This window comes from Klebsiella sp. MISC125 (assembly GCF_051131775.1).
Taxonomy (GTDB): domain Bacteria; phylum Pseudomonadota; class Gammaproteobacteria; order Enterobacterales; family Enterobacteriaceae; genus Klebsiella.
This window is the reverse complement of sequence record NZ_CP180448.1, coordinates 2,744,467-2,756,896: the sequence shown is the minus strand read 5'-3', so window position 1 is coordinate 2,756,896 and position 12,430 is coordinate 2,744,467. Positions and strand designations below refer to the sequence as shown.

The following is a 12,430-nucleotide window of genomic DNA, read 5'->3' as shown; positions in this document are numbered from 1 at the left end:
GTCCCTCCTGCGCCGCTGGCGCAGGGATTTCTTTTTTACTCACCGCGACGGCAGTAACCAATGCATTTATCAATCCAGCCTAGAACGCTTTCCTGACGACATATCGCCCCCTCAAGCACAATAAAATCACCAAACCTGTCGCTCTCAAGAGGCGGAACCTGCGGGTACTGCTCCATCGTTTTTTGCAACACATTCAGCCTTTCAAGGTGTTGAATACGCTGGTTTTCCAGCAGATGGATACGGGTGTCTAAATCCAGATAGTGGGAAAAATACATGCGAACCCGAAAAACGTCTTTCGCCGTTTTTTCGATGGGCTCGTCTTTATGCAACCATTTCAGCAGTTCATCTCGCCCGGCTTCGGTAATGCTGTACTTCTTTTTTTCCAGAATATCGCCACTGATTTCAATGTCATACGTCACCAGGCCGTCGTTAAACATGCTCTTCAACTCACCATAAATCTGGCTGTGCTTAGCGTGCCAGAACTTTGCCAGTTCATGATTAAACGCCTTACTGATGTCATAGCCGGTCAGTGCCGTGCGATTAAGTAGGCCAAGAATGGCATAGGTTAAAACTCTCATTGCGCCTCACCTGTCGACTGTCTGCGCGCAGTATATCACGCCTCTCGATCCACTTTTCGTCTTCATCCCTCGTGATAATCATGTCAATTAAAACATGTAAACATTGACATGATTATATGTGTGGTTTAGCGTTTCTTCAGGATTATTACACTCAGCATCTGTTAATAAAATATTGATTTTGTTGCTGAAAAGAAAAATTAAAACTGAGGATTAAACATGGACTACTCAAGGAAAAGATGGCGGATTCTGATAGCCAGCTGTTTTATCAACCTGTGCGTCGGTTCGATGTACGCATGGAGTATTTTTGCCGCGCCGATGGCGGACTACCTCTCACAACTTCACGATACCAACATCACTTCAGCGAATCTGGCTATCGTTTTCGTCATCTGTAACTCCGTCGGCCCGATCACGATGATCACGGGTGGAAAAATCAACGATACGCTCGGCCCCCGGCTGGTGATTTTTATCGGTGGGCTCATGTTTGGCGGTGGAATGATACTTTGCGGCTTCGCCTCACAAATTAGCCACCTGATATGGGCCTACGGTATTTTAACCGGACTGGGATTAGGGATGGTGTACGGTGCGACGATCAGCACCTGTATCAAATTTTTCCCTGATAAACGCGGTTTCGTCGGCGGCATGACCACCGCGCTGTTTGGCATCAGTTCGGTCATCATTCCCCCTATCGCGGCGCTGATCACCGCAGAGGCAGGGATTTTGTCCGCTTTTAAAATCATCGGTCTGGCCTTCGCCGTCATCGTCTGCATCTGCGCTTTCGTCATCGATAAATGCCCCAATGGTTTTATTCCTGATGGCTGGCAACCGCCGCAAAGTGCACGTCCAGGCGCACAGCAAAACAACAAAAACTGGCGTCAAATGATGTCCAGCCTCAACTTTTATCTGATGCTCATGATGCTGACCTGCGGTGCTGTCGCCGGCTTAATGTGCATTTCGCTGGCTTCCCCGCTGGCAAAATTAATGGTCGGGATGTCTACAGCTGCCGCGACCCTCGCCGTTTCCGTTCTCGCACTTTTCAACGTGCTGGGTCGGGTACTCGCAGGCATCATTTCGGACAAAATAGGTCGCGTTAATACCCTTATGCTGGCCTGTATTCTCTCTATTCCAGGTTTGTTCGCACTCTACTGCACCGGCATCGGTGATGATGTGCTGTTTTACACCGGCATCTCCATTATCGGCCTCTGTTTCGGCGCATTTATGGGGGTTTTTCCCGGCTTTACCGCCGATCAATTCGGTGCACAGCACAACAGCGTGAACTTCGGCATCATGTTCTGCGGTTTTGCTATTGCCGGTTATGCAGGACCGACCATCATGACCTCGACGTTTGCCGTCACCCATGGCTACCACAGCGCCTTTCCTATCGGTATTGCATTTAGCGTCGCCGCTATGGCGCTCGCCTTCATTTTTCGCCTGATCAATAAAAACGCTCAGCTTAAATAAATTCCGGAGAATTAATACATGACTATCGCCAGAAAATACCCCCATCTCTGCCAGCCAATCAAAATCGGCAATGTCTATTTCAGAAACCGTATGTTTGGCGCTCCCATGGGAGGGACCGATATTACAGCTGACTGCACCATTGGCCCGGCGTCCACAGCATTCTATGAAAACCGCGCTAAAGGCGGCGTCGCCAACGTTACCGTCAGCGAGCTGGTTGTTCATCCGCAGACTGAAGGCTCCCATATGTATCACCTGGATCTGCAAACCCCCGGTTCTCTGGCCAGCTTCACCTATACTGCCGACGCCATCCGCCGTCATGGCGCTATCGCCAGCGTTGAGCTATCGCATTCCGGCCAGTACGCGGGAACGTATCTGACGGATAAGAATAAGAAAGAAGGTCTGTACCAGTGGGGTCCGAGCCAGGGAACGCGTCCTGACGGGCGGGAGGTGCATGAGCTAACGCAAGACCTGATTCAGGAAATCGCCGCGGCTTATGGTGAAAAAGCTGCATTGGCTAAAAGAGCCGGGTTCGAGATGGTGATGGTACACGGCGGGCACGGCTGGCTCATTAATCAGTTTCTTTCGCCGTGGTTTAACCATCGCACCGACAACTATGGCGGCTCACGGGAAAATCGGGTTCGCTTCGCGATTGAGGTACTGCAAAGCGTGCGTCACGCAGTGGGCAAAGGCTTCCCCATCGAATTTCGCATGAGCGGTTCTGAACTGTTCGACGGCGGATATGATTTGCAGGAAGGTATTGAGATAGCAAAATTACTGGAGAGCTACGTTGATATTCTTCACGTCTCAGCCGGGACCTATCAGCGCGGGTTTGGCGTAACTCATCCTTCAATGTTTTTACCCCACGGCAGTAACGTCTATTTGGCCGCTGAAATTAAAAAACATGTGAAGGTACCCGTCGCCACCGTAGGTGGCTTAAACGATCCGCAAATGATGGAAGAGATCATCGCTTCAGGTAAAGCGGATATTGTGGAGATGGCCCGCGCCCTGCTGGCGGACCCCGAATTACCCCAGAAAGTCATGAGCAATCGCGATGAGACGATTATTCACTGCCTGCGCTGCTTTACCTGCATGGCAGAACGGGCGGAAACCTCCACCCGACGCTGCACCGTTAACCCGTTGATTGGACGAGAGAGCGATGGCCTGGAAATCCAGCCTGCTGCGCAGAAAAAACGCGTTCTGGTGGTCGGCGCAGGTCCTGGCGGATTACAAGCAGCCTGGACAGCGGCAAGACGTGGACATGAAGTCATTCTCTGCGAGCAAAATGATGAGGTTGGCGGGATCCTCATTGGTGAACAGGCTATCCCCTTCAAATATGAAATGTATCAACTGGGCGTGACGCTGGGTAGGCTCTGCGCCAATTCAGGAGTAGACATCCGCTTAAATACCCCCGTTACCCAGGCCATTGCGGATGAGATTAACCCCGATGCGCTGATTATTGCTGCCGGGTCAGCGCCGAACGTTCCGCCAATCAAGGGCATCAATAATGACAACGTGGTGCTGATCAATCATTACCATCTTCAGCATCATGCGCTTGCCGATGAGGTGATTGTGTTAGGTGGCGGTCTGGCTGGTTGTGAAGTAGCAATTCATCTTGCGCGTCAGAATAAGCGGGTGAAACTGGTGGAGATGAACGATTCGCTCTCCCCTGATGCCAACATTCGTCACCGCCCGCTGTTACTGGAGGAAATAGCCAAATCCGGCATTGAGGTTTTCTGCCAGCATCGGGCGCAGGAAATCACCGCTGATGGCGTGATATGTAGCGACAAGAGCGGCAACAGTGTGAACATCGCCGGAAAAAGCGTGATTTGCGCTCTCGGGCAACGCGCGCGTCATGAAGTTATCGAACAACTACGCGACTGTGCTCCGTGGGTTACTCAGGTGGGGGATTGTGTGAAGGTATCAACGATTACTACCGCGATATATCAAGGCCACCACGCGGCGATGGATATTTGATTTCAATGATCTAAAACGACAGCCGGCCACGTCAACCGGGCTGTCGAATAAATTACTCCGCCGCCGCTTTCAGCGCGGCGTCTTTTGCTGCCAACACGCGCTCAACGGTATCAATGACCGCCTGAGTCTGCGGATCAATCTCAATATTGACCCGGTCGCCCAGTTTTTTCGCGCCAAGCGTTGTACGTTGCAGCGTCTCGGGAATCAAATGCACGCAAAAACGTGTTGGCGTCACTTCACCCACGGTGAGGCTAATCCCATCAACACCGATATATCCTTTATAGAGGATATATTTCATCAGCGTTGGGTCCTGGACCTTAAACCAAATCTGGCGATTATTTTCCGATGTTAGAATTTTCACCACTTCCGCAGTAGTCATAATATGACCGGACATCAGGTGGCCGCCAATTTCATCGCTGAATTTTGCCGCCCGCTCAACGTTCACACAATCGCCTTCACGGATCGCGCCCAGGTTGGTTATACGCAGCGTCTCTTTCATCAGGTCAAAACTCACCCGCGGGCCGTTAATTTCGGTGACGGTCAAACAACAGCCATTGTGCGCCACTGACGCCCCGGTTTCGAGCCCCGCAAGCATATGCTCAGGCAACTCCACCACATGGGTACGAAAATTGGGTTTTTCGTCTATGGACACCACCTTCGCGGTCCCCTGCACAATACCGGTAAACATATTTTGCTCCTGTATAAATTCGTGACGGTATCATTACCGTTTTAGGCTATGCGGAACAATAACAGGTGGCAAAACAGGTTGCCAGCGCACAACGTGCACTGGGATTTTTTCACTGGCTAAATGGCTAATCCTCGCTACAATAGTCTGGCAAATCCCTCTGCTTTTTTCTTCTTGCTGCCATATTGGGCGGCTTTTTTAGTCTTAAAATAACAACAAGATAAAGGTGTTCACGTGCAGAAGTACTTTATTGAAGCGCGTCAGTTATTAGCACTGGCTATACCCGTTATTCTGGCTCAGGTTGCCCAGACCTCTATGGGCTTCGTCGATACCGTTATGGCAGGCGGCTATAGCGCCACCGATATGGCGGCGGTCGCCATTGGTACCTCGATTTGGTTACCGGCGATCCTCTTCGGCCACGGCCTGCTGCTGGCCCTGACCCCGGTCATTGCCCAATTGAATGGTTCTGGTCGTCGCGACCGCATTGCCCATCAGGTACGCCAGGGATTCTGGCTGGCTGGCTTCGTCTCTGTTCTGGTGATGGTTGTACTGTGGAACGCCGGTTACATCATCAGTTCGATGCATAACATCGATCCGGCGCTGGCAGATAAAGCCGTTGGCTATCTGCGCGCGCTGCTGTGGGGTACACCGGGCTATCTCTTCTTCCAGGTCGCACGTAACCAGTGCGAAGGCCTGGCAAAAACCAAACCTGGAATGGTCATGGGGTTTATCGGCCTGCTGGTCAACATTCCGGTTAACTACATCTTTATCTACGGTCACTTCGGGATGCCGGAACTTGGCGGCGTTGGCTGCGGCGTCGCAACAGCTTCGGTTTACTGGGTGATGTTTTTCAGCATGATCTCCTGGGTTCGCCGGGCACGCTCAATGCGTGATATTCGCAACCCAGAGCCGTTCAGCAAACCAGATTTCGAAGTCATCAAGCGACTGGTACAACTGGGTCTGCCAATTGCGCTGGCGCTGTTTTTTGAAGTGACTCTGTTCGCCGTCGTCGCGCTGCTGGTCTCCCCTCTGGGCATTGTCGACGTGGCCGGACACCAGATAGCCCTTAACTTCAGCTCGCTGATGTTCGTTCTGCCTCTGTCTCTCGCGGCGGCAGTGACCATTCGCGTAGGCTTCCGCCTTGGTCAGGGCTCAACCCTGGAAGCGCAAACGTCAGCCAGAACCGGCGTTGGCGTCGGGGTGTGCATGGCGGTCATCACGGCAGTTTTTACTGTCCTGATGCGTAAGCAAATCGCGCTGTTGTATAACGACAACCCTGAGGTCATCACGCTGGCTTCCCAGTTGATGCTATTAGCCGCGATCTACCAGATTTCCGACTCGATTCAGGTCATTGGCAGCGGGATCCTGCGTGGCTATAAAGACACGCGTTCCATCTTCTTTATCACCTTTACCGCATACTGGGTGCTGGGGCTGCCAAGCGGCTATCTGCTGGCATTAACCGATATTGTGGTTCCGCGCATGGGCCCTGCAGGCTTCTGGTGCGGATTTATTATCGGTTTAACCTCTGCGGCCATCATGATGATGCTGCGTATGCGCTTTTTGCAACGTCAGCCTTCCAGCGTGATTTTGCAGCGCGCAGCGCGCTAATCCGATCTATACCCTAAATAATTCGAGTTGCTTAAAGGCGGCAAGGGAGTGAGTCCCCAGGAGCATAGATAACTATGCGACTGGGGCGAGCGACAAATCTGCCGGGAGCAGATTTGAACGTCGCTTGCGACGGCCCGTAAGGGCGAGGCCCATGGATGGGCCGAGTAATCCGTAGCCAACACATAAGCAGCTTGAAGTATGACGGGTATATGACAACGGCGCTGATTGAGCGCCATTGTCCGTAATCGACGAAGAAATCTTCTTTTGCATCAGTAAAATATAAGCAACATGGATAAAACTTCTGCGATCGCGTGAAATCTGGAAGAAAAGTGACGTTTGCCTCTTGCCACAACCCCTCCCTGTCGCTAATATGCGTCCCCGTTGCCACTGCAACATTGCGTTCATAGCTCAGTTGGTTAGAGCACCACCTTGACATGGTGGGGGTCGTTGGTTCGAGTCCAATTGAACGCACCATAATGCGTTTATAGCTCAGTTGGTTAGAGCACCACCTTGACATGGTGGGGGTCGTTGGTTCGAGTCCAATTAAACGCACCATAATGCGTCTGTAGCTCAGTTGGTTAGAGCACCACCTTGACATGGTGGGGGTCGATGGTTCGAGTCCATTCAGACGCACCATTTTATTTTCCGGTTGTTCCCTCTCTTCTTCATCCCGATTTTACTTCAGTATTCTCATCATCGTGCCTGACAAAACCGATTGATTCGTCAGTTTGCCTCTACATTCGGCAAAAGCCTATCAAGCCAAACGGCTATTGCCGTCCGGCGATAAGCAATAAGTCAGAGGCCGAATACAGTCTCAATTTCTATCTTGAGATCGGGTGAAAAAAGGCGGCTAACTTCAACCAGAGAACTGGCAGGCAAGTTGGCGCCGTAATGTCGGTAGAGCACTTCACGCAACTCGTCGATCTCTTCAAAAGAAGTAATGAATATGGTCACCTTAATCAGGGCTGAAAAATCCGTGCCTTCGGCGCTGGCGATTTTTCCAATCTGGCTGAAGATCTCTTCAGCCTGTCCGGCAATGCCTGAACGCTGCGCAACCGTGCCAAACGCGGTCAGCCCTGAAATATAGAGCGTGTTACCATGCCTTACTGAGTGGACATAGGGAGCCTTAACCTCACCCAATTGCGGATAATTCTTCCGTTCTACCATACCCATACTGACACCCTTATTGAGGGGAACCAGCCCCCCTGTTGCGGCTTAACGTCTGTGTAGTTTCTTTTACAGCTCCATCATCATCTCATGCCAGGCCATGCCGCCATGATCGGACTCAGAAGGTTTGATATAGCGGTAGCCAAAATGCGCGTAAAGATCGACATGCCGGTCTTTGCACATTAAATGGATAGTTTGCTTGTTCATGGCTTTCATGCGAGAGACAAATTCGCGCATCATGAGCGATGAATAGCCTTGCCCCTGAAAATCTGGATCTAACACCACCGACATAATGACCACATTTGGTGCCGCGGGGTCGTGCCCAATAAGCTCTTTGAACTCTTCATCCGACATCACCACGTCCCAGGCGCAGCCCGCATTGATAAATCCAATCACTTCGCCGTCCAGTTCCATGCACATAAAACCTTCCGGGTAACGATTAATACGGGTGGCGATTTTTTCCCGGGTCGCGGCCTCATCGCCTTCATAGGCGGTGATTTCTATCGTATAGCAGCGATCAACATCGGCGGGCGTCGCCTGGCGAAAGATGGGTGTAGACATCGTTTTTCCTTTTCATCATCCATTTTGTGACCCACATAATACACCTTTTAAGTCGCCCTCACGCACGCGGGCAAGCTTCTTGCACCCTGCCATTTTATTGTGAACCAGATCATATTTTCTAAAAATACGGTTGACTTAGATGACGTCCAAAAATATTTTACACCCATGTGATATCGATTTCATAAAAACCATGGCAACCATAAAAGACGTAGCGGAAAAAGCAGGCTTATCGGTAACGACGGTTTCTCGTTTCCTGAACAATCATCCTTATATCTCTGAAGATAAAAAGGAAAAAATCCTCGCGGCGATGAAGGCGTTGGATTATGAGCCGAGCACCGTCGCACAGCAGATGCGCGGCGTGAAAACCCACCGGATTGGCATACTGATCTCACGGATAACCAACCCCTATTTTGCCAGCCTGGTCGATGCTCTCGAGGTGACCGCACGCAAGCATGGCTATTCAGTGCTGATCGTGCAAAACCATGACAGCGCAGGGGAAGAGGAAAGCTGTCTCGATCTGCTGAAGAAAAAGATTATTGATGGTCTTATTTTATGTGCCGTTGAGAACGATAAAAACGTCATCGAGCAATATCAGAAATATGGCCCTATTCTGCTGTGCAACACCAGCATTGATGACACCAGCCTGCCGGTTGTTAAGGTGGATGATGAACTGGCAACCTACAATGCGGTCAGCTGGCTGCTCAACAAAGGTTATCAAAAAATCGCCTACTCTACGGGCGGGAGCTTTGAGCAAAAAGGGCACGGTAGCAGACGAAACCGTGGCTTTATTACCGCTATGCAAAGCGCACATCAGCCAATTCACGATCATCTTATTTTCCGCCATCTTCATACTTACCGCGACGGGCGGCATCTGGCTGAGCAAATCCTGAAAATGGATAAAAGCGAGCGCCCTGATGCTATTTTTACCGGTAGCGATGAAGTTGCCTGCGGATTGATTTCCGCGCTTTCAGCCAAAGGGGTCAGCATTCCCGGTGAACTGGCGGTTATGGGCTTTGATAATTTACCCATTGCCGAGATGATCCCTATTCCGCTAACCACTATCAGCCAGCCCATTGAACAGCTAGGCCGAATTTCCGTAGAACGCCTGCTGGCGATGATTAACCACGCTCAATATCGCTATGACGAAGAAGATTTGCAGTCTGAATTAATCATCAGGGCATCCGCTTAATTTTTTTATCGCAACATGGTATCGATTTCATACCAAGGAGAAGCTATGAACCAGCCGCAACAGACCGCATGGTGGAAAGAATCCGTCATTTATCAGGTTTACCCAAAAAGTTTTTATGACAGTAATAACGACGGTATCGGCGATATCAAAGGTATTATTGCCAAACTGCCTTATCTCAAGAAATTAGGTATTACCATGATTTGGGTCTCGCCCTTTTATCAGTCACCGATGGCGGACAATGGTTATGATATTGCCGACTACTATGCGGTGAACCCTGATTTGGGCCAAATGCAGGATGTTGACGACCTGATCAAGCAGGCGTCAGAAATGGGAATACAGGTAATGATCGACCTGGTGGTCAACCACACCAGCGACGAACATCCCTGGTTCCAGGCGGCCCTTGCTGACCCTCAATCAAAATATCGTGATTACTACATTTTCAAACCCGCCGTTGCGGGGGGCGCGCCGAATAACTGGCGCTCCATCTTCGGCGGCAGCGCATGGGAAAAAGTTGCGGGCGAAGAGACCTGGTATCTTCACGTTTTCCATAAAAAACAGCCGGACCTGAACTGGGAAAATCCTCAACTGCGTGATGAAATCTACTCCATGGTCAACTGGTGGCTGGATAAAGGCATTGCCGGGTTTCGTATTGACGCAATTACGTTTATTAAAAAAGATCAGGACTACGGTTCTTTGCCTGCCGATGGCGTTGATGGCCTGGCATCCATCAAAAGTAAATCACGTAATCGACCGGGGATTGAGCAATTTCTCAATGAGCTGAAAGAAAAAACGTTCAACCGCCACCGCTGCGTAACCGTGGGCGAAGCGCCGGGCGTCCCTCTGGATGAGTACGACAGCTATATTGGCCCCAATGGCTACTTCAATATGATCTTTGATTTCCACGCTGCGGATATCGATGTCGAAAACGGTTCAGAGTGGTTTAAACAGCGCGACTGGCGTATTGGCGAATTCAGAGAAGCGCTGTTTGCCAGCCAGCGGGCATTTTGCCAGACCGGCTGGGGAACGACGTTTATTGAAAACCATGACCAGCCGCGCGCGCTGTCAAAACTCATCCGCGACGTTGAGTATCAAAACGCGATCGGCGCCAAGGCGCTGGCCGGTATGTATTTTTTCATGCAGGGAACGCCGTTTATTTACCAGGGCCAGGAGCTGGGGATGAAAAACTTCCAGCGCACGAGCATTGATGAATTTGATGATATTTCAAGCCTGGATAACTACCATCGCTCTTTGGCGGAAGGTTTTACCTGCGAACAGGCTTTAGGCTTTATCAACCAGCGCTCAAGGGATAACTCACGAACCCCCTTCCCGTGGTCCGATGGCGTTAACGCTGGCTTTAACCTGGGCGCGAAGCCCTGGCTGCCTTTCTCCGCACCTGACTTTAGCGTCAATGCGCAAAGCCAAGCTGCTGATGAACATTCCGTTTTCTCTTTTTATCAAAAGATGATCGACTTAAGAAATAAGCGCTACCCGCAAGCGCTTATCTACGGTTCATTCGCGGCGATTGAAAACGTAGACGACAGCATCGTGGCCTATGAACGGAAAACGGACACCCAACGCTTTGTCTCTATCACTAATTTAAGTGCCCAACACCTGCCTTTTACGCTTCCGGCGGGCGAAGTGATCCTCAATAATTACGCCAATATTGGCGCAACCCTGCAACCCTATCAGACCATTCTCGTGAAGGAATGAGTTAAAGATGAACAAATATAAAAATATTGCCATCGAAATTGTTAATACCATTGGCAAGGAGAACATTGCCTCCGCGACGCACTGCGCCACTCGCTTACGTTTGCAGGTGAAAGATCGGCAAAAAATTGATGATGAAAAAATCCGCAACATCAGCGAAGTGAAAGGCGTTTTTTATAATTCGGGTCAGTATCAGATAATCCTTGGTACCGGCATTGTGAATAAAGTCTACCAGGAGTTCGTTAACGAATATCAGGTCGCCGAAGTCAGCAAAGATGAGATGACGAAGCAAAGCACGGGGCGCTTACAGCGAGGGATACGCAATTTATCCGACGTCTTTGTGCCGATAGTACCGGTGCTTGGGGCAACCGGTCTGTTCCTTGGCCTGAAGGGCGTTATCTTTAATGACACGGTGCAGGCCTGGTTTGGCGGCAGCGTCGCGGATATTCCCGTGGCCCTGCAAACGCTGACCACGGTGCTTTGCGATACCGCCTTTGCCTTTCTTGCGGCATTTATCTGCTGGTCGGCGTTTAAGAAGTTTGGCGGAACGCCGATTATCGGCTTTTTGATCGGCCTGATGCTGGTCTCCCCCGCACTACCGAACGCCTACGACGTAGCGTATGGCAACAGCAGCCCTATTTATGTTTTTGGCTTTATTCCGCTGGTGGGTTATCAGGGGTCGATTCTGACCGCGCTCATCACCGGTATTATCGGCGCGAAACTGGAAATATTTTTCCGCCGGGTGATGCCTAATTCTATGGATCTTATTTTTACACCCTTTATTGTCATTCTGATCGCGGTCGCCATCGCCTTATTAATTCTAGGGCCGCTGGTACATGGCTTTGAACATTATGCGGTAATGGCCATCCAGCAATTTTTGACATTACCGGCGGGTATTGGCGGATTGTTAATTGGTTTTATCTATCCGATTGCGGTGATGACCGGGATGCATCATATGTTCATTATGATTGAAACTTCGCTGATTGCGGGTACTGGCTTCAATCCATTAATTACCGTTTGCGCGATGTACGGTTTTGCCAACGCCGCCGTGTGTCTGGCTATTTCGTTAAAATCCAAAAATGTCGCGTTTAAAACCGCGGGTATTTCTGCCACTATTACCCAGCTACTCGGCGTTTCTGAACCCGCGTTGTTCGGGATTGTAATGCAGTCCGGACTCCGCGCAATTATCGTAATGTTAACCAGCTCTGCGCTGGGTGGAATGGTCCTCTCTTTACTGTCGATAAAAGCCAACTCCTACGGCCTGGCGGTTCTGCTGTCGCCATTAATGTATTTGTATGACCGTTATCAGTTTATTTCCTATATTACCGTCGGAGTCGCCGTATTTATCTTCGCCTTCATAATGACGTTCGTTTTTGTCAGTGCGAATAAAACCACGAAAAAGTCTTAGGGGATAACAAAGCCCAATTATTAATTTAACAAGCAGTTAAACAATCCATTTTCAATGGCACAGTAATATGTGCTCTGCCCCCCTGTGTTCAGAGC

At 50.3% G+C, this 12,430-nt stretch carries 10 protein-coding genes and 3 tRNA genes; 9 read left to right on the top strand and 4 right to left on the bottom strand.

Translation table 11 applies throughout. The features are described from left to right. Window positions 1–35 precede the first annotated feature (35 nt). Window positions 36–578 carry a PadR family transcriptional regulator gene (locus tag ACMYSL_RS13060; protein WP_434663357.1) on the bottom strand — a complete coding sequence of 181 codons (543 nt, stop codon included), beginning with the start codon at window positions 576–578 and terminating at the stop codon, window positions 36–38. Window positions 579–794: 216 nt separating this feature from the next. Here ACMYSL_RS13060 and ACMYSL_RS13055 point away from each other — a divergent pair, with 216 nt between their 5' ends. Together ACMYSL_RS13055 and ACMYSL_RS13050 are read left to right on the top strand one after the other, a co-directional pair. After that, the gene (locus tag ACMYSL_RS13055) at window positions 795–2,036 is read left to right on the top strand and encodes an L-lactate MFS transporter (RefSeq protein ID WP_434663354.1); all 1,242 of its coding nucleotides are present in this window, start codon (window positions 795–797) and stop codon (window positions 2,034–2,036) included. A gap of 18 nt (window positions 2,037–2,054) precedes the next feature. Next, window positions 2,055–4,010, top strand: coding sequence for an NAD(P)/FAD-dependent oxidoreductase (locus ACMYSL_RS13050; RefSeq protein WP_434663352.1), 1,956 nt, complete (start codon window positions 2,055–2,057; stop codon window positions 4,008–4,010). Window positions 4,011–4,062: 52 nt separating this feature from the next. Here ACMYSL_RS13050 and ACMYSL_RS13045 read toward each other — a convergent pair whose 3' ends face one another. After that, complete coding sequence (locus ACMYSL_RS13045; RefSeq protein WP_142513954.1) at window positions 4,063–4,698, bottom strand: riboflavin synthase subunit alpha; 636 nt, start codon at window positions 4,696–4,698, stop codon at window positions 4,063–4,065. Between the two features lie 231 nt (window positions 4,699–4,929). Between ACMYSL_RS13045 and mdtK the strand changes: the two genes are divergently transcribed. The 4 genes from mdtK (at window position 4,930) to ACMYSL_RS13025 (ending at window position 6,939) form a co-directional block, all read left to right on the top strand. Further along, a complete protein-coding gene (mdtK, locus tag ACMYSL_RS13040) occupies window positions 4,930–6,303 on the top strand; it encodes an MdtK family multidrug efflux MATE transporter (protein WP_434663348.1) in 1,374 nt (457 codons plus the stop codon). Between the two features lie 397 nt (window positions 6,304–6,700). Further along, a tRNA-Val gene (locus ACMYSL_RS13035) sits at window positions 6,701–6,777 on the top strand. Window positions 6,778–6,781: 4 nt separating this feature from the next. Next, window positions 6,782–6,858: transfer RNA gene (locus ACMYSL_RS13030), tRNA-Val, on the top strand. A 4-nt stretch (window positions 6,859–6,862) separates the two neighbouring features. Beyond that, a tRNA-Val gene (locus ACMYSL_RS13025) sits at window positions 6,863–6,939 on the top strand. Window positions 6,940–7,098: 159 nt separating this feature from the next. Here the strand turns inward: ACMYSL_RS13025 and ACMYSL_RS13020 are convergent. Together ACMYSL_RS13020 and ACMYSL_RS13015 are read right to left on the bottom strand one after the other, a co-directional pair. Beyond that, window positions 7,099–7,476, bottom strand: a complete 378-nt coding sequence (locus ACMYSL_RS13020; RefSeq protein WP_304259595.1) for a RidA family protein — start codon at window positions 7,474–7,476, stop codon at window positions 7,099–7,101. A 63-nt stretch (window positions 7,477–7,539) separates the two neighbouring features. Continuing rightward, a complete protein-coding gene (locus ACMYSL_RS13015; RefSeq protein ID WP_181486137.1) occupies window positions 7,540–8,031 on the bottom strand; it encodes a GNAT family N-acetyltransferase in 492 nt (163 codons plus the stop codon). Between the two features lie 190 nt (window positions 8,032–8,221). Here ACMYSL_RS13015 and ACMYSL_RS13010 point away from each other — a divergent pair, with 190 nt between their 5' ends. Genes ACMYSL_RS13010 through ACMYSL_RS13000 form a run of 3 tightly spaced genes read left to right on the top strand, consistent with a single transcriptional unit; the run spans window position 8,222 to window position 12,335 of the window. Continuing rightward, window positions 8,222–9,220: a LacI family DNA-binding transcriptional regulator gene (locus tag ACMYSL_RS13010; RefSeq protein WP_434663345.1), complete on the top strand. Its 999-nt coding sequence runs from the start codon at window positions 8,222–8,224 to the stop codon at window positions 9,218–9,220. A gap of 45 nt (window positions 9,221–9,265) precedes the next feature. Further along, window positions 9,266–10,930 (top strand): glycoside hydrolase family 13 protein, encoded by a 1,665-nt coding sequence (locus tag ACMYSL_RS13005; RefSeq protein WP_434663343.1) that lies wholly within the window; start codon window positions 9,266–9,268, stop codon window positions 10,928–10,930. Between the two features lie 7 nt (window positions 10,931–10,937). Continuing rightward, window positions 10,938–12,335 carry a PTS transporter subunit EIIC gene (locus tag ACMYSL_RS13000; RefSeq protein WP_434663340.1) on the top strand — a complete coding sequence of 466 codons (1,398 nt, stop codon included), beginning with the start codon at window positions 10,938–10,940 and terminating at the stop codon, window positions 12,333–12,335. The last annotated feature ends 95 nt before the right edge of the window (window positions 12,336–12,430 follow it).